The organism is Streptomyces sp. NPDC001732, assembly GCF_053596315.1.
Genome location: NZ_JBSFFY010000088.1, coordinates 1 through 19,562 on the forward strand (window position 1 = coordinate 1; position 19,562 = coordinate 19,562).

The window sequence follows — 19,562 nt, forward strand, 5'->3', positions numbered from 1 at the left end:
CGCGGCCGGCCTCGCCGCCCGCTGCGAGGTCCAGGTGGCGTACGCGATCGGCAAGGCCGAGCCGGTCGGCCTGTTCGTCGAGACCTTCGGCACCGCCGCGATCGACACCGAGAAGATCGAGCACGCCATCGGCGAGGTCTTCGACCTGCGCCCGGCCGCGATCATCCGCGACCTCGACCTGCTGCGCCCGATCTACGCCCAGACCGCGGCGTACGGCCACTTCGGCCGCGAGCTCCCCGACTTCACCTGGGAGCGCACCGACCGGGTGGACGCGCTGCGCGCGGCGGCCGGTCTGTAGGACCCGCCGCACTCCGTCCGTACGCCGGGGCCCGGACACCGCACACGGTGTCCGGGCCCCGGCGCGTGCGGGGTCCGGGGCCGGGGCCACTGTCCGTGGCATCTGGTAGGAATTTGGCTGTGAGCAGCGAAGACGAGCGGTCCGACGACCCCGGCGGCGGGGCCCCGGAGCAGCTTGCGCTGATCCGGGAGACGGTGCGCAAGGCCAAGGTGCCGCGGGCCAAGCCGCGCACCTGGCGCGGCGCCGCCCTCGCCCGGGAACTGCCCGTCGCCCGCGTCCTCGTCAACAAGGGCGCGCTCCACCTCGACCAGTACTTCGACTACGCGGTGCCCGAGGAGCTCGACGCCGAGGCACGGCCCGGGGTGCGGGTGCGGGTGCGGTTCGGGGCCGGCGGGCGCAACGTCCGCGGCGGACGGCGCGAGGGCGGCGGCCTGGTCGACGGCTTCCTCGTCGAACGGCTCGCCGAATCGGACTACCCGGGAGCCCTCGCCGCGCTCGCCTACGTCGTGTCGCCCGAACCGGTGCTGGGGCCGGAGCTGCTCGCGCTCTCGCGGGCCGTCGCCGACCGCTACGCAGGCAGCCTCGCCGACGTGCTCCAGCTCGCCGTGCCGCCCCGCAACGGCAGGGCCGAGTCCGCGCCCTCGCCCGATCCCCTGCCCCCGCCGCCCGCGCCGTCGCCGGGCAGCTGGGACCGGTATCCGCAGGGCCCCGCGTTCCTGCGGGCGCTGGCCGACGGCGGGGCGCCCCGGGCCGTGTGGACGGCGCTGCCCGGACCCCACTGGCCCGAGGAGATCGCCAGGGCCATGGCCGCGACCCTCGCCTCGGGGCGCGGCGCCCTCGTCGTCATGCCGGACGGACGGACCGCGGGCCGGGTGGACGCGGCGCTCACCGCGCTGCTCGGTCCCGGCCGGCACGCGCTGCTGACCGCCGAGTCCGGCCCGGAGAAGCGCTACCGCCAGTGGCTCGCGGTCCGGCGCGGCTCGGTGCGCGCGGTCGTCGGGACCCGGGCCGCGATGTTCGCGCCCGTCGCCGACCTCGGCCTGGTCGCCGTCTGGGACGACGGGGACTCCAGCCACAGCGACGACAACGCCCCCTTCCCGCACGTCCGCGAGGTGCTCGAACTGCGGGCGGCGCACAGCCGGTGCGCGTTCCTGCTCGGCGGCACGAGCTGCACCGTGGAGGCCGCCCAGCTGGTGGAGAGCGGCTGGGCGCTGCCGCTGGGCGCGGACCGGGAGCAGCTGCGGGCCGCGGCGCCCCTGGTGCGCACGGTGGGCGACGGGGAGCTGGCCCGGGACGGCGCCGCCAGGGCCGCGCGGCTGCCCAGCCTGGCCTGGCAGACGGTACGGGACGGGCTGCGCAGCGGCCCCGTCCTGGTCCAGGTGCCGCGCCGCGGCTACGTTCCCCGGCTGGCCTGCGAGCGCTGCCGCGAACCCGCCCGGTGCCGGCACTGCTCCGGACCGCTTCAGGCGGTGGACGAGCGGGACCTCGACTGCTCCTGGTGCGGACGGGCCGAGACCGCCTGGCGCTGTGTCGCCTGCGGCGGGGCCCGGCTGCGGGCCAGTGTCGTCGGCGCCCGCCGCACGGCCGAGGAGCTGGGCCGGGCGTTCCCGGGCGTCCCGGTACGGACGTCGGGCCGTGACCACGTCCTCGACTCCGTTCCGGCGGCTCCGGCACTGGTCGTCAGCACCCCCGGCGCCGAGCCGGTGGCCGAGGGCGGCTACGCGGCCGCACTGCTGCTGGACGGCTGGGCGATGGTCGGCCGCCCCGATCTTCGGGCGGGCGAGGAGGCGCTGCGCCGCTGGACGGCCGCGGCCGCGCTGGTGCGCGGGCAGCGGGAGCGGGGCACGGTGGTGATCGTCGCCGAACCGACGTTGCGGCCGGTGCAGGCCCTGGTGCGCTGGGACCCGGTCGGACACGCCCGCCGCGAACTGACGGAACGGGCCGAGCTGGGCTTCCCGCCGGTCTCCCGGATGGCGGCGGTGACGGGGACACCAGAGGCGCTCGCCGCGTTCCTGGAGGCGGCCGAGCTGCCGCCGGAGGCCGAGGTGCTCGGCCCGGTCCCGGCGCCGTCCGCCGTGCCGGGCCGGCCCCGCAGACCCGGGGACGCCCCGCAGGGGGAGTCCTGGGAGCGGGCGCTCCTCCGGGTACCGCCGGGCCGTGGGGCGGCGCTGGCCGCCGCGCTGAAGGCCGCACAGGCGGCGCGCACGTCCCGGGGGAGCGGCGAACAGGTCCGGATCAGGGTGGACCCGCCGGACATCGGGTGACGGGGCGGTACGGGCCGGGCAGGCCCGTACGGCGGCCGGGCGCACGGACGCGGCCGGCCGCCGGTGGATTCGTGGTGGGGGTGCGCAGTGGATGTACGGCTGCCTCGCCGGGCGTCGGACACGGCGGGGCAGGGGACGGAGCGGTCAGCCGTTGCGCGGCCCGGGGAAGACACCGGGACGCAGGTCGTCCCGCAGTACCGGGCGGTCCCCGGGCTGCGGCGGCATGGAGCGCGCGGCGGGCACGACGGGCAGCGCGGACGGGTTCGGGGAGCCGGGCAGGGCGCGCGGCACCGCCGTCTCCCCGGCGGCCTCGCCCGCCCCCGGCTGCCGGGCGTTGCGGCGGGCGCCGTAGCGGCGGTGCACCGCCTGCTTGGTGACCCCGAGCGCGGAGCCCACCGCGTCCCAGGAGAAGCCCAGGGAACGGTCGAAGTCCACCGCAGCGGTGACCAGGGTCTCGACGCTGTCGCGCAGTTCCTGGGCCAGCCTGACGGTGGGGGCCGGGGCCCGGCCGTAGACGACGAAGCCCGTGGACGGGCCGGAGCGGCGGGGACGGTAGACGTTGCCCAGTTGGGCGGTGAGCGTGCGCAGCGCGTCCACCTGCCGCCGGACCCGCTCGATGTCCCGCACCAACAGATGCAGGCTGGCCCTCGCTTGGGCGTCGTGGGTTGCGTGGTCGGCCATGAAGAAGCCTCTCGAACCGGCATTGAAAGGGATCGGGCCGCACCGTGGCGGCTCGCTTCGGTCAATCTCTCTTGACCAACGCCCGAGCCGTGGATCTGGTCACGCTTCAGGGGCGCGTGCGCCCGTCGGAGGGGCGCACGGCCGTGCGTACGCCCCCCGGTCGCCCGGCCCATAGACTGGGACCGACCGGCAATCGGGGGGCGGCATCGCGGGGCTGGACAGGCACATCTGCGGCGTCGTCGTCAATCGACAACGCTCCGCGTTGCCCCGATCCTCCGCCTTGCAGTTGCACGCTCCCAGCCCAGCTCCTTCTCCCGCTCCCCGATTGCCGGTCGGTCCCATGCGTTGCTCGTCACCGTACGTTCCGGCCCGAGAGGCAGTCAGCCACCCATGAAGCTCGTCTTCGCAGGCACCCCCGAGGTAGCCGTACCCGCCCTGGACGCCCTGATCGCCTCCGACCGGCACGAGGTGGCCGCCGTCGTCACCCGGCCCGACGCCCCCGCCGGGCGGGGCCGCCGTCTGGTCGCCAGCCCCGTCGCCGAGCGCGCCGAGGAGGCCGGCATCGAGGTGCTCAAGCCCGCCCGGCCGCGTGACGAGGACTTCCTGGCCCGGCTGCGGGAGATCGCCCCGGACTGCTGCCCGGTCGTCGCCTACGGGGCGCTGCTCCCCAAGGAGGCGCTCGCCGTGCCCGCCCGCGGCTGGGTCAACCTCCACTTCTCGCTGCTGCCCGCCTGGCGCGGCGCCGCCCCCGTGCAGCACGCGGTCATGGCGGGCGACGAGGTGACCGGCGCGTCGACCTTCCTGATCGAGGAGGGGCTCGACTCCGGCCCGGTGTACGGCGTCCTCACCGAGGAGGTGCGTCCCACCGACACCAGCGGCGACCTGCTCACCCGGCTCGCGTTCGCCGGTGCGGGGCTGCTCGCCGCGACGATGGACGGCATCGAGGACGGCACCCTGCACGCCGTGCCGCAGCCGGCCGAGGGCGTCACTCTCGCACCGAAGATCACCGTCGAGGACGCCCAGGTGCGGTGGTCCGACCCCGCCCTGCGGGTCGACCGCGTGGTGCGCGGCTGCACGCCCGCCCCCGGCGCCTGGACGCTGTTTCGCGGGGAGCGCCTGAAGCTGGTCCAGGTGGCGTCCGTGCAGGACCGCGCCGATCTGGCCCCCGGCGAGCTGTCGGCGGCCAAGAACAACGTGTACGTGGGTACCGGATCGCACGCCGTCGAGCTGCTCTGGGTCCAGCCGCAGGGCAAGAAGCCGATGCGGGCCGCCGACTGGGCCCGCGGGGTGCGCATCGCCCACGGGGAGCTGCTGGGGACCTGAGGCGCCGGGCCTTCGGGGCCGGGGCGGCGACGTACGCTGGGAGGATTCGTCCTCTCGACCGTCAGCGGAGCACCTTTCACGTGAACGACCAGCAGCGTCGCCGTCCCGCCAAGCCGCATCGCCGCCCCAAGAAGGATCCGGTCCGGTTCCTCGCCTTCGAGGCGCTCAGGGCCGTCGACGAACGCGATGCGTACGCCAACCTCGTCCTGCCCCCGCTGCTGAAGAAGGCCCGCGCCAAGGGCGACTTCGACCACCGGGACGCGGCGCTGGCGACCGAGCTGGTCTACGGGACGCTGCGCCGCCAGGGCACCTACGACGCCATCGTCGCGGCCTGCATCGACCGGCCGCTGCGTGAGGTCGACCCGCCGGTCCTGGACGTGATCGACATGGGCGTGCACCAGCTGCTCGCCACCCGCATCCCCACCCACGCGGCGGTCTCCGCCAGCGTGGAACTGGCCCGGGTGGTGCTCGGCGAGGGGCGGGCCAAGTTCGTCAACGCCGTCCTGCGGAAGGTCTCCGCCGACGACCTCGACGGCTGGATCGCCCGCGTGGCCCCCTCGTACGAGGAGGACGCCGAGGACCACCTCGCGGTCGTGCACTCGCATCCGCGATGGATCGTCTCCGCCCTGTGGGACGCGCTGGGCGGCGGCCGGGCCGGGATCGAGGACCTCCTCGAAGCGGACAACGAACGGCCCGAGGTCACCCTGGTCGCCCGCCCCGGCCGCGCCACCACCGACGAACTGCTCGCCGCCCTCGGCGACGAGAACGGCCTGCCCGGCCGCTGGTCGCCGCACGCCGTGCGGATGGCGGAGGGCGGCGAGCCCGGCGCGCTGGACGCCGTCCGGGAGGGCCGCGCCGGAGTCCAGGACGAGGGCAGCCAGCTGGTCGCCCTCGCCTTCGCCAACGCCCCCGTGGAGGGAGGCGACGACCGCTGGCTCGACGGCTGCGCGGGGCCGGGCGGAAAGGCCGCCCTGCTCGGCGCGCTGGCCGCCGAACGGGGCGCCGCCCTGCTCGCCGCCGAGAAGCAGCCGCACCGGGCCCGGCTCGTCGAGCGCGCCCTGTCCGGCAACCCCGGCCCGTACCAGGTGATCACCGCCGACGGCACCCGCCCGCCGTGGCGGCCCGGCAGCTTCGACCGGGTCCTGATGGACGTGCCGTGCTCCGGCCTCGGGGCGCTGCGCCGCCGGCCGGAGGCGCGCTGGCGCCGCCGCAAGGAGGACCTGGAGAGCTTCGCCCCGCTGCAACGGGCGCTGCTGCGCGAGGCGTTGGCGGCGGTGCGGGTCGGCGGCGTCGTCGGCTACGCGACCTGCTCGCCGCATCTCGCGGAGACCCGGGTCGTCGTCGAGGACGTGCTCAAGGGGCGCAGCGGCCGGGCCGTGGCGGCGGAGTGGGTGGACGCCCGCCCGCTGATGCCGGGAGTGCCCGCGCTGGGGGACGGCCCGGACGTACAGCTGTGGCCGCACCTGCACGGCACGGACGCGATGTACCTGGCGCTGCTGCGGCGCACCGCCTGAATCGCGGACCGGCCCCGGTGTCACGGGCGCCGCTGCGTGTTCCTGCAACGGCGGAGCCCCGGGGCGCCCGCCCGGGGCCGAAACGTCCGGATCGTGCGGCCGGGGGCGCCCGGATCGCGCGAACTGTAATGATCCCGTGAGGCTTTGGCCCGCACCGGGGCGGGGAAGCGGCGCGGAACATGGCAGGCTTGGCACATGGCCCAGATCAACCCCAGCATCCTGTCCGCCGACTTCGCCCGCCTCGCCGAGGAGGCGAAGGCGGTCGAAGGTGCCGACTGGCTCCACGTCGACGTGATGGACAACCACTTCGTGCCCAATCTGACCCTCGGTGTGCCGATCGTGGAATCGCTCAGCCGGGCCACGGACATCCCGCTGGACTGCCATCTGATGATCGAGGACGCGGACCGCTGGGCGCCGCAGTACGTCGAGGCCGGCGCGGGCTCCGTGACCTTCCACGTGGAGGCCGCGGCGGCCCCCGTACGGCTGGCGCGGGAGATCCGGGCCAAGGGGGCCCGTGCCTCCATGGCGCTCAAGCCCGCGACGCCGATCGAGCCGTACGAGGACCTGCTGCCCGAGCTCGACATGCTGCTGATCATGACGGTGGAGCCGGGCTTCGGCGGCCAGGCGTTCCTGGACATCATGCTGCCGAAGATCCGCCGCACCCGTGAGCTGATCTCCAAACACGGCCTCGAACTGTGGCTCCAGGTCGACGGCGGGGTCTCCGAGTCCACCATCGAGCGGTGCGCCGAGGCCGGCGCGGACGTGTTCGTCGCGGGTTCCGCCGTGTACGGGGCGAAGGACCCGGCCGAAGCGGTGCGGGCACTGCGTGCCAGGGCCGAGGGGGCCACCGCCTCGGCGGCCCGGTCCTGCGGCCACTGACGCCCGGACCGCTCGGGTTCCGGCCTGCGGGCCGCCCCGGCCAAGGGCAGATGAACTCGGTCCGACGGGGCCGATCAGGGAGCGCCGGATCTGACAGGATGAACGGCGTATCGAGAGTGTGAACAGCAGTGAGGAGATCGCGGTGTCTGCAATGTCGGCGGGTCGGTCCGCCCTGCGGATGGGGCCCGCGGAGCTGGTGCAGGCGGCGGCCATGGCCCGCCGCTTCTACCTCGAGGGAAAGTCGAAGATCCAGATCGCCGAGGAGTTCGGCGTCAGCCGCTTCAAGGTGGCCCGGGTCCTGGAGACGGCTCTTGAGCGCGACCTCGTACGGATCGAGATCCGCGTTCCCGCCGAGCTGGACGCCGAGCGTTCCGACGCGCTGCGGGCCCGCTACGGGCTGCGCCACGCGGTCGTCGTCGAGTCCCCCGCGGAGGAGCAGGACGACGCACCCGACCCGGAGAACCTGGGCGAGGTCGCGGCCGATCTCCTCGGCGAACTGGTGAACGAGGGTGATGTGCTCGGCCTGGCCTGGGGCCGGTCGACCATCCACATGGCGGCGGCGCTCGACCGGCTGCCGCCGTGCACGGTCGTGCAGCTCACCGGGGTGTACGACGCGGGGACGGCCGAACGCGGCTCCGTCGAGGCGGTCCGGCGGGCGGCGCAGGTGTCGGGCGGCGAGGCCCACCCCATCTACGCGCCGATGCTGCTGCCCGACCCGGCCACGGCCGCCGCGCTGCGGCACCAGACCGGTATCGCCCGCGCCTTCGACTACTTCGACAAGGTGACCGTCGCCGCGGTCTCCATCGGTTCCTGGGAGCCGGGCATCTCGACCGTCCACGACATGCTCTCGGACGAGGAGCGGGCGCACTACGCGTCGCTCGGCGTCGCCGCGGAGATGTCCGCCCACCTCTTCGACACCGAGGGGCGGCGGGTCGGCCGGGACCTGGGGGAGCGGTGCATCACGGTCGAGGCGGACCGGCTGCGCCGGATTCCCGAGGTGGTGGCGATCGCGGGCGGCCAGCGCAAGGCCGCGGCGATCGGCGCGGTGCTGAGGTCCGGGCTCGTCACCAGCCTGGTGACGGACACGGCGGCGGCCGACTACCTGCTGACGGAGTCGCCCGCGCCGCAGCGCCCGGCGCTGGAGCGGGCCGACCCGGACGGCGACTGACCGGGGCGGAGACGTGGCGAAGGCCCCTTGCCGGACACCTGGTGTCCGGCAAGGGGCCTCTTGCGACGACCGCGGCGGTTCAGTCCGGGACCACGCCCAGGACCGTCGCCTCCAGGTACTCCTCGGGCTCCTCGTACTGCCCCACGTCGGCCGGGTTGTAGCGGGGGGTCTGCCGCGACCAGTCCAGGTTGCCGCGCATCCAGCTCCGCATCCCGTCCAGGTACGGCGCGAGCATCCAGGACAGCTGAGGGTACGCCTCCAGCAGCTCGGCCTCCGCGGCGAGGAAGCGCCGGGTCTCCGTCTCGATCTCCGCGCAGACGTGTTCGAGCGCCCGCCGCTTGCCGTAGCCGCGGTGGTGCCGGACCAGGTGGACCAGGTTGTGGATCTCTCCGAGCACCTGCTCCTTCTCGTAGGAGTACACGTCGTTGGCCCAGCACACGACGTTGCACGAGGCTTCCAGCGCCGTGATGAACCGGGAGTCGTTGTGGATCGACTCGGGGGCCTCGATCCCGGCCACGATCTCTATCAGGTCCATGCAGACGTGTATCGCGCCGGTGTGGCGCCGTTTGGCGATGTACGTCTCCTCGGACGGCACCACCCCCGCGGCCCGGTTGCCGGCCTCCCAGGTGGTGGCCGTCGTGAGGTAGGTGGTCACGTGCCAGGCGAAGCGGGTGCGCCAGTGCGCGGCCGTGCCGGGCGTCGTCCGTTCCCACAGATCGGCCAGGGCGGTCACGGCTGCGGGCAGCTCCTCGTCCGGCAGGACGACCGGCCCCTGGCTCTCGACCACGGACCGCATCACCTCGACCACGTCGCGCACCCGTTCCGGGCTGCGGCCGAGCTGGCCGTCGTCGAGCTGGTCGTCGACGAGGAAGAGCCACACGAACCAGTCGGCGACGAGGTCGAGGTTCCTGCTGTCGGCGGTCGGATAGACCATGCCGACGAACGCCCCGAAGTCCGCCTGCTCGAAGCGCTCTCTGGCCGAATCTCGGTGTACCAGGCCGGTGCCGCGGATCCATTCGGCGAGATGGACCCGGGTGTGCCCGACGTGCGGATTGGTCCGCTGGGGGAACGGGCAGTAGATGTCCGGCAGTTCGCTCTCCACGGGTGGGTCGTGATCCTCTCCGGTCGTACGGGTGACGGAAGTTGTGACCCTTCCGACTGTTCCTCCGGGGCGTCGTCGTGACCCACGGGACCTGCGGCTTTGAAGCTACCTGACCCCTTGTCACCAGGTCCAGGGAAGATGATCGTGAATGATTCGAAAGCGCTTCGGGCGGGGTCACCCGCCAAGGCGGATTCCACCTGCCCCGAGCCTCCGCCGGCCCCCTTCGGAGGAACGTACGAACACGGGGGTCATTTGTTGTGCCTTGCCTGGGGCGACCTGCTCTTTTTCATATGAAAAAATGAGCGTTATGCGCTTTCTCGAGCCCGGCACCGGTCGCTATACAGAGTCCCCCTCGGTCCCGTACGACCTGACGTACGACGACGTCTTCATGGTTCCGGGCCGTTCCGCGGTCGGTTCCCGCCAGGGCGTCGATCTCTCCTCGCCCGACGGCACCGGTACCACCATCCCGCTCGTCGTCGCGAACATGACGGCCATCGCGGGCCGCCGGATGGCCGAAACGGTCGCCCGCCGGGGCGGGCTCGTCGTCATCCCGCAGGACATCCCGATCGAGGTCGTCACCGACGTCATCTCCTGGGTGAAGACGCGCCACCTGGTGCTCGACACGCCGATCGTGCTGATTCCCGGGCAGACGGTCGCCGACGCCCTGTCCCTGCTGCCCAAGCGCGCGCACGGCGCGGGCGTCGTCGTCGACGGGGAGCACCGGCCCGTCGGCGTCGTCACGGAGCACGACCTGAACGGCGTCGACCGCTTCACCCAGCTGTCCGAGGTCATGTCCAAGGACCTGGTGCTGCTCGACGCGGACATCGATCCGCGCGAGGCGTTCAACCGGCTGGACGGCGCCAACCGCAAGCTCGCCCCCGCGGTCGACGCGGACGGCCGGCTCGTCGGCATCCTCACCCGCAAGGCCGCCCTGCGTGCCACCCTGTACACCCCCGCCACCGACGCCGGGGGCAGGCTGCGGATCGCCGCCGCCGTCGGCATCAACGGCGACGTCGCGGGCAAGGCCCGGCAGCTCCTCGACGCGGGGGTCGACACGCTCGTCGTGGACACCGCCCACGGCCACCAGGAGACCATGATCAACGCGGTCCGGGCCGTCCGCGCACTCGACCCGCAGGTGCCGGTCGTCGCGGGCAACATCGTCGCCGCCGAGGGCGTGCGCGACCTCATCGAGGCCGGCGCGGACATCGTCAAGGTCGGCGTCGGCCCCGGCGCCATGTGCACCACCCGGATGATGACCGGGGTGGGCCGTCCGCAGTTCTCCGCCGTCCTGGAGTGCGCCGCCGAGGCCCGCAGGCACGGCAAGCACGTCTGGGCGGACGGCGGTGTCCGCCACCCGCGCGACGTCGCCATGGCGCTCGCCGCCGGCGCGTCCAACGTGATGATCGGCTCCTGGTTCGCCGGTACCTACGAGTCGCCCGGCGACCTCCAGCAGTCCGCCGACGGCCGCTTCTACAAGGAGTCCTTCGGCATGGCGTCCGCGCGCGCCGTGAAGAACCGCACGTCGGACGAGTCGGCGTACGACCGGGCCCGCAAGGGGCTCTTCGAGGAGGGCATCTCCACCTCGCGGATGTTCCTCGACCCGGCCAGGCCCGGCGTCGAGGACCTGATCGACTCGATCATCGCGGGCGTCCGCTCCTCCTGCACCTACGCCGGTGCGGCCTCCCTGGCGGAGTTCGCCGAGAAGGCGGTCGTCGGGGTGCAGAGCGCCGCCGGATACGCCGAGGGCAAGCCGCTGCACGCCAGCTGGAGTTGATCCGCGAGGCCCGCAACACCTGTGCCCCTCCGAGCCGTTCGGGTCCGGAGGGGCACAGGTGCATCCGGAGGAATTCACCGGGAAAAGGATGTCCGGTTCCTGACATTCCGCGGCACGCCAGTGCGCTTCAACCTCGTTGGAATGTAAGTAACATGAACCGCAATCAGCTTCCTGTTCCTCTGTGGTAAGGGATCTCATGTCCTTCTTCACCGACCTGGCCCAGCAGTACATCGACGGAGAATGGAGGCCGGGCAAGGGATCCTGGGACATCATCGACTTCAACCCGTACAACGGGGAGAAGCTCGCGGAGATCACGGTGGCCACGGCCGGCGAGGTGGACCAGGCGTACCGCGCGGCGGAGGCCGCCCAGCAGTCCTGGGGCGAGACCAACCCGTACACCCGCCGGCTGGTGCTGGAGCGGGCGCTGCGCGTCGTCGAGGAGCGCGAGGCCGAGATCGGTGACGCGATCGTCGCGGAACTGGGCGGCACCCGGGTGAAGGCGGGCTTCGAGCTGCACCTCGCCAAGGAGTTCCTGCGGGAGGCGATCCAGCTCGCGCTGCGGCCCTCGGGACAGATACTGCCCTCGCCGACCGAGGGCAAGGAGAACCGCGTCTACCGGATGCCCGTCGGCGTCGTCGGAGTCATCAGTCCCTTCAACTTCCCGTTCCTGCTCTCGCTGAAGTCCGTGGCCCCCGCCCTGGCGCTCGGCAACGCCGTGGTGCTCAAGCCGCACCAGAACACCCCGGTCTGCGGCGGCACGCTGGTGGCGAAGGTGTTCGAGGAGGCGGGGCTGCCGGCCGGGCTGCTGAACGTCGTGGTCACCGACATCGCCGAGATCGGTGACGCCCTGCTGGAGCACCCCGTGCCCCGGCTCATCTCCTTCACCGGCTCGGACAAGGTGGGGCGGTACGTCGCCGAGGTGTGCGCGGCGAACCTCAAGCGCTGCGTGCTCGAACTCGGCGGCAACAGCGCGCTGATCGTCCTGGACGACGCCGACCTGGACTACGCCGTGGACGCGGCCGTCTTCAGCCGGTACGTGCACCAGGGACAGGTCTGCATGGCCGCCAACCGCATCCTGGTCGACCGGGCGGTGGAGAAGGAGTTCACCGAGAAGTTCGTCGCGAAGGTCGCCTCCCTCAAGGTCGGCGACCCGGCCGACCCGGAGACCGTCATCGGCCCGCTGATCAACTCCACGCAGGCCGAGGCGGTCTCCTCGCTCGTGGAGCAGACCGTGGCGGCCGGTGCCACGGCCCTGCTGCACGGCCGCACCGAGGGCAACCTGGTGAGCCCGTCCGTGCTGACCGGACTGGCCGCCGATTCCCCCGTCCTGTCCCAGGAGATCTTCGGCCCGGTCGCGCTCCTCGTGCCGTTCGACGGCGAGGACGAGGCGGTACGGATCGCCAACGACACCCCGTACGGGCTGAGCGGCGCGGTGCACACCGGCAACATCGAGCGCGGCGTACGGGTCGGGCAGCGCATCCGCACCGGCATGATCCACATCAACGACGGCACGGTCCACGACGAGCCCATCGTCCCGTTCGGCGGCGAGAAGAACTCGGGCCTCGGCCGGCTCAACGGCGACTCGATGGTCGAGGCCTTCACCACCCAGAAGTGGATCTCGGTGCAGCACGGCCGCTCGCGGTTCCCGTTCTGACCGTTCCGCCGTTCCACCGTTTCGACTTCTCCGCGGCCGTGCCGCTCCGCTCCGGACGACCGGAACGGAGCGGCACGGCCGCCGCCGTGGTGGGCGCGCCGGGCGGCGCGGGGCCGTGGTCTACTTCGGTGGCGGCCCGTGCCGCCCCCGACACCGGCCATCGCAGAGAAGTGAACCGCCCGAAGTGCGCCTGAACGACCTCGACGAACGCATCGTCCACGCCCTCGCCGAAGACGCCCGGCGCTCCTACGCGGACATCGGGGCCATGATCGGACTGTCCGCGCCCGCCGTGAAGCGCCGCGTGGACCGGCTGCGCGCCGAGGGCGCCATCACCGGCTTCACGGTCCGGGTGGACCCGGCGGCGCTGGGATGGGAGACCGAGGGGTTCATCGAGATCTACTGCAGCCGCAACACCTCGCCGGAGGCGATCAAGCAGGGCCTCGCCCGGTACCCCGAGATCGCGTCGGCCTCCACGGTGACCGGCGACGCCGACGCGATCGTGCAGGTCTTCGCCGCGGACATGCGCCACTTCGAGCAGGTGCTGGAGAGGATCGCGGGCGAACCCTACGTGGAGCGGACCAAGTCCGTCCTGGTGCTGTCGCCGCTGCTGCGACGGTACTCGTCGGGCGCCCCGGAGTAGCGGCCCCGACGCCCCGCCCGCCGACCGGCGCGGGCGTACCGGCAGAGACCCCGATGAGACCTGGATCACGCGTGTGACCTGCGAAGACGCCTCGCGCAATGAATCGCCGGAACAAGCGGTCACCGCGCAACGGATCGACGGTGCACACGCAACGGTCGCGTCTTGTCCGGCGCGAGCGGCGGACCGTACCGTCGATACGTCCCCGCCCCGCCCGCACCGACCGAGGTCAGCCATGCCGCCGCTGCGCACCGCCCTGCTCCAGAGCTCCGGACGCCCCGGGCACGTGGCCGAGAACATCGAGGTCCTCGACGACGCCGCGCGGCGGGCGGCCGACGCCGGAGCCCGGCTGCTGGTCTGCCCCGAACTCTTCCTGACCGGGTACGCGATCGGGGCCGACGTCCCCCGGCTGGCCGAACCGGCCGACGGGCCGTCCGCCCGGACCGTCGGCGAGATCGCCGCACGGCACGGCCTCGCCGTCCTCTACGGCTACCCGGAACGCGCGGGCGAGCAGATCTTCAACGCCGCACAGCTCGTCGGCCCGGACGGGACGGTGCTCGGCGGCTACCGCAAGACACACCTGTTCGGCGACTTCGAGCAGAAGTGGTTCACCCCGGGCGAGCAGCCCGTGGTCCAGGCCGAGCTGGACGGCGTACGCATCGGGATCATGATCTGCTACGACGTCGAGTTCCCGGAGAACGTCCGCGCGCACGCCCTCGCGGGCACCGACCTGCTCCTCGTGCCCACCGCGCTGATGCACCCCTTCCAGTTCGTCGCCGAATCCCTCGTGCCGGTCCGCGCCTTCGAGAACCAGATGTACGTGGCGTACGTCAACCGGACCGGTCCGGAGGGCGAGTTCGAGTTCGCCGGACTGAGCTGCCTGGCCGGACCCGACGGCACCGTCCGCACCCGCGCCGGACGCGGCGGGGAACTGGTGGTCGGCGAGGTGGACCCCGGCCTCCTGAGCGCCTCGCGCGCCGCCAACCCGTATCTGCGCGACCGCCGCCCCGGCCTGTACGGCTCCCTGACCTGAGCCCGCACCCCGCCGTTCTCCCTCTCTCGTTCCGCTCGTTCCGCGCAAGGAGTCCGTACCCCATGACGTCCACGGTGCCCAACGCCGTCCAGCACACCGACGCCACCGCCGGGCCGATCACGATGTTCGGGCCGGACTTCCCCTACGCGTACGACGACTTCCTGGCGCACCCGGCCGGGATCGGGCAGATCCCGGCGACCGCGCACGGCACCGAAGTGGCCGTCATCGGCGGCGGCCTGTCCGGCATCGTCGCCGCGTACGAACTGATGAAGATGGGGCTCAAGCCCGTCCTCTACGAGGCGGACCGAATCGGCGGCCGGCTGCGCACCGTCGGGTTCGACGGCTGCGATCCGGGGCTCACCGCCGAGATGGGCGCGATGCGCTTCCCGCCGTCCTCCACCACCCTCCAGCACTACATCGACCTGGTCGGCCTGGAGACGAAGCCGTTCCCCAACCCGCTCTCCCCGGCCACCCCCTCGACCGTCGTCGACCTCAAGGGCGAGTCGCACTACGCGCGGACCATCGACGACCTCCCGCAGGTCTACCGCGACGTGATGGACGCCTGGAACCGCTGCCTGGAGGAGGGCGCCGACTTCTCCGACATGAACCGCGCGATGCGCGAGCGGGACGTGCCGCGCATCCGGGAGATCTGGTCACAGCTCGTCCAGCGGCTCGACAACCAGACCTTTTACGGCTTCCTCTGCGATTCCGACGCCTTCAAGTCCTTCCGGCACCGGGAGATCTTCGGCCAGGTCGGCTTCGGCACCGGCGGCTGGGACACGGACTTCCCCAACTCCATCCTGGAGATCCTCCGCGTCGTCTACACCGAGGCGGACGACCACCACCGGGGCATCGTCGGCGGCAGCCAGCAGCTCCCGCTGCGGCTCTGGGACCGCGAGCCGCAGAAGATCGTCCACTGGCCGCTCGGCACCTCGCTGTCCTCGCTGCACGACGGCGAGCCGCGCCCCGCGGTGACCCGGCTCAACCGCACCGCCGGCAACCGGATCACCATCACCGACGCCACCGGCGACATCCGCACCTACCCGGCCGCGATCTTCACCGGCCAGTCCTGGCTGCTGCTCTCGAAGATCGACTGCGACGACACGCTCTTCCCGATCGACCACTGGACGGCGATGGAGCGCACCCATTACATGGAGTCGTCCAAGCTGTTCGTCCCGGTCGACCGGCCGTTCTGGCTGGACAGGGACGAATCGACCGGCCGGGACACCATGTCGATGACGCTCACCGACCGGATGACCCGGGGGACGTACCTCCTGGACGACGGCCCCGACCGGCCCGCCGTCATCTGCCTCTCGTACACCTGGTGCGACGACAGCCTGAAGTGGCTGCCGCTCTCCCCGGCCGAGCGCATGGACGTCATGCTCAAGTCGCTCGGCGAGATCTACCCGGACGTGGACATCAGGAAGCACGTCATCGGCAACCCGGTGACGGTCTCCTGGGAGAACGAGCCGTACTTCATGGGGGCGTTCAAGGCCAACCTGCCCGGCCACTACCGTTACCAGCGGCGGCTGTTCACCCACTTCATGCAGGACCGGCTGCCCGCCGACCGGCGCGGGCTGTTCCTCGCGGGCGACGACATCTCCTGGACGGCCGGATGGGCCGAGGGCGCCGTGCAGACCGCGCTCAACGCCGTGTGGGGCGTGATGCACCAGTTCGGCGGGGCGACCGACCCGACGAACCCCGGCCCCGGCGACGTCTTCGACGACATCGCCCCGGTCGAACTCCCCGAGGACTGAGAGCCCGCCGGGCGGCGGTCCGGCAGGTTCCGAGACCGGCGGGCGCACGGGAGCCCCACCCCCCGTGCGCCCGTCATGCACACGATCCGTCGGTGCTACGCGGGCCGGCAGACACTGCGCTGCCGCCCGAGGCCCGAGATCTCGACCTCCATCACGTCGCCCGGTCCCAGGTAGGGGAAGCGGCCGGACAGCGCCACGCCCTGCGGGGTACCGGTGTTGATGACGTCACCGGGCTCCAGCACCAGGTACTGCGACAGGTGGTGCACCAGGTGCGCCACGCTGAAGATCATGTCCGCGGTGACGGAGTCCTGCCGCGGCTCGCCGTTGACGTAGCTGCGCAGCCGCAGGTCCTGCGGGTCGCCGACCTCGTCGGCCGTCACCAGCACCGGGCCCAGCGGGTTGAACGTGGCACAGCTCTTGCCCTTGGACCACTGACCGCCCGACTCCTCCAGCTGGAAGGCGCGTTCGGAGACGTCGTTGCTGACGGCGTAACCCGCGATGTGCGCGGCGGCGTCGGCGGGGGAGTCCAGGTAGGAGGCGCGGCGGCCGATGACGACGGCCAGCTCCACCTCCCAGTCCGTCTTCTTCGAACCGCGCGGGATGAGCACGTCGTCGTACGGGCCGACGACCGTGTTCGGCGACTTGTAGAAGAGGATCGGCTGCTCGGGCGGCTCGGCACCCGACTCCGCGGCGTGGGCCGCGTAGTTCTGGCCGATGCAGAGCAGCGCGGAGGGCCGGGCCACCGGGGCACCGATCCGCAGGCCCGTGATGTCGATCTCGGGGAGCGCGGGTGCGGTGGGCACCAGCCGCGGGTCGTCCGCGAGCGCGGCGAGGAACGCGCCGTCGATGTCGTCGGTGACGCCGGACAGGTCGTAGTGACGGCCTTCGGGGCGGGCGAGGACCGGGCGCTCGTGGCCCGGCTCGCCGATGCGCATCAGTCGCATGGGGAGGAACTCTCTCGGGAGGGAGGGGTGTCGGGGGTTCAGTGCAGACGGGCGAGGGCGTCGGCCGTGACCGCGTGGAGCGGCGGCCGTCCGGAGAGCAGGCGCAGCACTTCGTCGACGGCGCTCGCCCCGAGCCGCTGCCGGCACTCGACGCTGCCCGCCGCCTGGTGCGGGGTGAGCAGCACGTTCGGCAGGGCCCGGAACGGGTGGTCCACCGGCAGCGGCTCCGCCTCGAAGACGTCGACCGCCGCGTCCAGCCGGCCCGACGACAACTCGGCGAGCAGCGCCTCCTCGTCGACCAGCCACGACCTCGCGGTGTTCACCAGACCGGCCCCGTCCGGCATCAGCGCCAGCTGCGCGGCTCCGATCATCCGGTGGGTCTCCTCGGTGACCGGGGCGTGCACGGCCACGATCCGGCTGCGCGACAGCAGCACGTCGAGCGGCACGCGCTCCACGCCGAGCTCCCGCGCGTCCGCCTCGGAGAGGTAGGGGTCGGTGACACCCACCCGCGCTCCCATCGCCCGCACCAGGGCGATGTACGCGCGCCCGGTGCGGGACGCTCCGATGACGCCGATGTCGCTGCCGTGGATCTCGTGGCGCGGCGGGGCCTGGCTCGCCGCCTCCCACGTCGCCCCGCCGCGCAGGGCGTGGTCGAAACGCTGCACGCGGTGCAGCAGGGACAGGGTGAACGCGAGCGCGACCTCGGCGACCGGGCGTGCCATCTCGTCACCGGCCTGGGTGACCAGGACGCCCCGCCGGAACACCTCCTCGGTGACGTACGGGGCGACCGCCGATCCGGTGTGCGCCACCAACTCCAGCCGGTCGGCCGACGCGAGGAGCCCGGCGTCCACCCGCGGCGCCCCCCACGAGGTGATCAGCGCACGGGCGCCGGGCAGCGCCGCCGCCACCGCCGCCCGGTCGCGATGGTCGTCCGGGACCGCCAACTCCGCCGCCCGCTCCAACTCCCGCCACACCTCGGCGGTGAACAACTGGGCGCGCAGCGCGGGCGGCACGGCGACGACCACCCGGGGGCGGCCGGCCGGGTCAGGAGAGCCAGGCATCGAGGTGCTCCGCGACGAAGGCGTCGTCGGTCAGCCAGAGGTAGGCCGTGGCGACCCGGCTGATCTCCTCGGCCTGTCCGGGGGACAGCGTCTCGGCCGGGTCCAGGCACCGGATGTTCGCCAGCAGGCCCTGGCGGCGCAGCACCTCGTGCACTCCGGCGATGCAGCCGCGGAACGCGCCGCGCACGTCGAACACCGCGCTGTTGGCGTCGGTGAGTTCCGGGCGGCGGGCGAGGCAGCCGACCATGGCGTCGTGGTCACCGGCGCGGGCCCTGCGGACGTCGTCCAGGAGGGTGACGGCGGAACTCGTCCACACGGCCCACTGGCCGAGCAGACCGCCCGCGAACCAGCGGGGTCCGTCGTCCGTCGTGCCGTACGGGGTGAGCAGGTCGCCGATGATGTCGTCGTCGTTGCCGGTGTACAGCGCCACCTCGGCGGCGCGGTCGGCGGCGGCCACGGCCCGGACGACGTCGGCGGTCCGGTAGCGGTCGAACGGGGCGATCTTCACGGCGACCGTGTTCGGTAGATCGGTGAACGCCGACCAGAAACCGGGCGACAGATAGCGTCCGCCGACGGCCTCCTGGAGGTAGAAGCCGATCACCGGCAGCACCTCGCCGACGGCACGGGCCCGGTCCAGCAGCCCCTTCTCGTCGGCGCCGGGCACGGCGGGGCTCAGCAGCACCGCGTCGTAGCCGAGCGAGGCCGCGATCTCGGCCTCCGCGACGGCCTGCGCGGTGTATCCGCAGGCCCCGGCGACCTTGACGAAGGGGCGGCCGGCCTCGGCGTCGATCGTCTCGGCCGCCAGCTCCAGGACCGGCCGCAGCAGCCCGACCTGCGGCTCGCGGATCTCGAACTGGGTGGTGTGCACGGCGACGGCTACCCCGCCCGCCCCCGACGCGAGGTAGTAGCGGGTCAGCGCGCGCTGGCGGCGCTCGTCGAAGGAGCCGTCGTCGTGCAGCGCCAGCGGGTGCGCGGGGATCACGGCACCGCGGGCGAGCACGTCCAGAGCGCCGGAAGGGGCGCCGGAGGGGGTGCCGGACAGGAGGGAGGGAGTGGACATGGGGTGGATCAGAACCTTCCGTCGCGGACCTGGAACTTGGTGGGCTTGCCGGACAGCGGCAGCCCGCGGCGCAGCCAGTCGGCCTGCCACTGGACGAGGGTGCGCAGGGGGATGTCCGGGTAGCCGAACAGTGCGTGGCAGGCGCTGGCGTCGGAGAGCAGGGCGGTGGGTGCCTCCTGGCCGGTGATGACGGGCTCCTGGCCGAGCTCCTCGCCGAACCAGTGGGCGAGGCGGCGCACCGGGGCGGTTTCGGGGCCGGTGAGGTTGAGGGTGAAGGGTTCGCTGTCGGTGGCGTGCAGGAGGGAGCGCAGGGCGACTTCGTTGGCGTAGCCCTGCCATACGACGTTGGCGTGGCCGGTGGTGACGTCGACGGGTTCGCCGTTCTGGATGCGGTGGGCGATGTCGGCGAGGAC

The 19,562-nt window shown here is 72.9% G+C and carries 16 protein-coding genes and 1 pseudogene; 11 read left to right on the plus strand and 6 right to left on the minus strand.

Annotation, left to right across the window (positions count from 1 at the left end):
• On the plus strand, positions 1-298 hold a 298-nt coding region (locus tag ACWCXX_RS37130), incomplete at its 5' end, for a methionine adenosyltransferase domain-containing protein (protein WP_451135144.1).
• A gap of 119 nt (positions 299-417) precedes the next feature.
• Positions 418-2,562 carry a primosomal protein N' gene (locus ACWCXX_RS37135; protein WP_451135146.1) on the plus strand — a complete coding sequence of 715 codons (2,145 nt, stop codon included), beginning with the start codon at positions 418-420 and terminating at the stop codon, positions 2,560-2,562.
• A 144-nt stretch (positions 2,563-2,706) separates the two neighbouring features.
• Here the strand turns inward: ACWCXX_RS37135 and ACWCXX_RS37140 are convergent, their stop codons facing one another.
• The gene (locus tag ACWCXX_RS37140) at positions 2,707-3,243 is read right to left on the minus strand and encodes a hypothetical protein (RefSeq protein ID WP_451135148.1); all 537 of its coding nucleotides are present in this window, start codon (positions 3,241-3,243) and stop codon (positions 2,707-2,709) included.
• A gap of 390 nt (positions 3,244-3,633) precedes the next feature.
• Between ACWCXX_RS37140 and fmt the strand changes: the two genes are divergently transcribed.
• The 4 genes from fmt (at position 3,634) to ACWCXX_RS37160 (ending at position 8,127) form a co-directional block, all read left to right on the plus strand.
• Entirely contained in the window at positions 3,634-4,566 is a 933-nt protein-coding gene (fmt, locus tag ACWCXX_RS37145; protein WP_451135150.1) for a methionyl-tRNA formyltransferase, read from the plus strand.
• Between the two features lie 80 nt (positions 4,567-4,646).
• A complete protein-coding gene (locus tag ACWCXX_RS37150) occupies positions 4,647-6,080 on the plus strand; it encodes an RsmB/NOP family class I SAM-dependent RNA methyltransferase (protein WP_451135152.1) in 1,434 nt (477 codons plus the stop codon).
• Positions 6,081-6,275: 195 nt separating this feature from the next.
• Positions 6,276-6,959 carry a ribulose-phosphate 3-epimerase gene (gene rpe, locus ACWCXX_RS37155; RefSeq protein ID WP_451135154.1) on the plus strand — a complete coding sequence of 228 codons (684 nt, stop codon included), beginning with the start codon at positions 6,276-6,278 and terminating at the stop codon, positions 6,957-6,959.
• Between the two features lie 151 nt (positions 6,960-7,110).
• Positions 7,111-8,127 carry a sugar-binding transcriptional regulator gene (locus ACWCXX_RS37160; protein ID WP_148835559.1) on the plus strand — a complete coding sequence of 339 codons (1,017 nt, stop codon included), beginning with the start codon at positions 7,111-7,113 and terminating at the stop codon, positions 8,125-8,127.
• Positions 8,128-8,206: 79 nt separating this feature from the next.
• Here the strand turns inward: ACWCXX_RS37160 and ACWCXX_RS37165 are convergent, their stop codons facing one another.
• Positions 8,207-9,229, minus strand: a complete 1,023-nt coding sequence (locus ACWCXX_RS37165) for a terpene synthase family protein (protein ID WP_451135156.1) — start codon at positions 9,227-9,229, stop codon at positions 8,207-8,209.
• Between the two features lie 307 nt (positions 9,230-9,536).
• Between ACWCXX_RS37165 and ACWCXX_RS37170 the strand changes: the two genes are divergently transcribed.
• The 5 genes from ACWCXX_RS37170 to ACWCXX_RS37190 all read left to right on the plus strand — a co-directional run bounded on the left by ACWCXX_RS37170 (position 9,537) and on the right by ACWCXX_RS37190 (position 16,084).
• A complete protein-coding gene (locus tag ACWCXX_RS37170; protein ID WP_451135158.1) occupies positions 9,537-11,003 on the plus strand; it encodes a GuaB1 family IMP dehydrogenase-related protein in 1,467 nt (488 codons plus the stop codon).
• Between the two features lie 196 nt (positions 11,004-11,199).
• The gene (locus ACWCXX_RS37175; RefSeq protein WP_451135160.1) at positions 11,200-12,657 is read left to right on the plus strand and encodes an aldehyde dehydrogenase family protein; all 1,458 of its coding nucleotides are present in this window, start codon (positions 11,200-11,202) and stop codon (positions 12,655-12,657) included.
• Positions 12,658-12,841: 184 nt separating this feature from the next.
• Positions 12,842-13,297: an Lrp/AsnC family transcriptional regulator gene (locus ACWCXX_RS37180; protein WP_451135162.1), complete on the plus strand. Its 456-nt coding sequence runs from the start codon at positions 12,842-12,844 to the stop codon at positions 13,295-13,297.
• Between the two features lie 232 nt (positions 13,298-13,529).
• Positions 13,530-14,327 carry a carbon-nitrogen hydrolase family protein gene (locus ACWCXX_RS37185; protein ID WP_451135164.1) on the plus strand — a complete coding sequence of 266 codons (798 nt, stop codon included), beginning with the start codon at positions 13,530-13,532 and terminating at the stop codon, positions 14,325-14,327.
• A gap of 62 nt (positions 14,328-14,389) precedes the next feature.
• Positions 14,390-16,084, plus strand: a complete 1,695-nt coding sequence (locus tag ACWCXX_RS37190; protein WP_451135166.1) for a flavin monoamine oxidase family protein — start codon at positions 14,390-14,392, stop codon at positions 16,082-16,084.
• A 95-nt stretch (positions 16,085-16,179) separates the two neighbouring features.
• On the opposite strand, the gene ACWCXX_RS37195 is transcribed toward ACWCXX_RS37190, so the two are convergent.
• From ACWCXX_RS37195 to ACWCXX_RS37210, 4 genes and pseudogenes are all read right to left on the minus strand, one after another.
• Positions 16,180-17,028, minus strand: a complete 849-nt coding sequence (locus tag ACWCXX_RS37195; RefSeq protein ID WP_451135168.1) for a fumarylacetoacetate hydrolase family protein — start codon at positions 17,026-17,028, stop codon at positions 16,180-16,182.
• Between the two features lie 38 nt (positions 17,029-17,066).
• Complete coding sequence (locus ACWCXX_RS37200; protein WP_451135170.1) at positions 17,067-18,089, minus strand: hydroxyacid dehydrogenase; 1,023 nt, start codon at positions 18,087-18,089, stop codon at positions 17,067-17,069.
• Entirely contained in the window at positions 18,073-19,149 is a 1,077-nt protein-coding gene (locus tag ACWCXX_RS37205) for a dihydrodipicolinate synthase family protein (RefSeq protein ID WP_451135172.1), read from the minus strand. Before ACWCXX_RS37205 ends, ACWCXX_RS37200 begins: the two co-directional genes overlap by 17 nt.
• Before the next feature lie 8 nt (positions 19,150-19,157).
• Positions 19,158-19,562: pseudogene (locus ACWCXX_RS37210) on the minus strand (epimerase); the annotation flags it as partial.

What these genes read in the sequence shown, in the direction of transcription:
- ACWCXX_RS37200 (WP_451135170.1), bottom strand. Translation starts at nt 18,089, where the DNA reads ATGCCTGGCTCTCCTGACCCGGCCGGCCGCCCCCGGGTGGTCGTCGCC.
- ACWCXX_RS37185 (WP_451135164.1), top strand. Translation starts at nt 13,530, where the DNA reads ATGCCGCCGCTGCGCACCGCCCTGCTCCAGAGCTCCGGACGCCCCGGG.
- ACWCXX_RS37195 (WP_451135168.1), bottom strand. Translation starts at nt 17,028, where the DNA reads ATGCGACTGATGCGCATCGGCGAGCCGGGCCACGAGCGCCCGGTCCTC.
- ACWCXX_RS37175 (WP_451135160.1), top strand. Translation starts at nt 11,200, where the DNA reads ATGTCCTTCTTCACCGACCTGGCCCAGCAGTACATCGACGGAGAATGG.
- ACWCXX_RS37170 (WP_451135158.1), top strand. Translation starts at nt 9,537, where the DNA reads ATGCGCTTTCTCGAGCCCGGCACCGGTCGCTATACAGAGTCCCCCTCG.
- ACWCXX_RS37205 (WP_451135172.1), bottom strand. Translation starts at nt 19,149, where the DNA reads ATGTCCACTCCCTCCCTCCTGTCCGGCACCCCCTCCGGCGCCCCTTCC.
- ACWCXX_RS37160 (WP_148835559.1), top strand. Translation starts at nt 7,111, where the DNA reads ATGTCGGCGGGTCGGTCCGCCCTGCGGATGGGGCCCGCGGAGCTGGTG.
- fmt (WP_451135150.1), top strand. Translation starts at nt 3,634, where the DNA reads ATGAAGCTCGTCTTCGCAGGCACCCCCGAGGTAGCCGTACCCGCCCTG.
- ACWCXX_RS37140 (WP_451135148.1), bottom strand. Translation starts at nt 3,243, where the DNA reads ATGGCCGACCACGCAACCCACGACGCCCAAGCGAGGGCCAGCCTGCAT.
- rpe (WP_451135154.1), top strand. Translation starts at nt 6,276, where the DNA reads ATGGCCCAGATCAACCCCAGCATCCTGTCCGCCGACTTCGCCCGCCTC.
- ACWCXX_RS37190 (WP_451135166.1), top strand. Translation starts at nt 14,390, where the DNA reads ATGACGTCCACGGTGCCCAACGCCGTCCAGCACACCGACGCCACCGCC.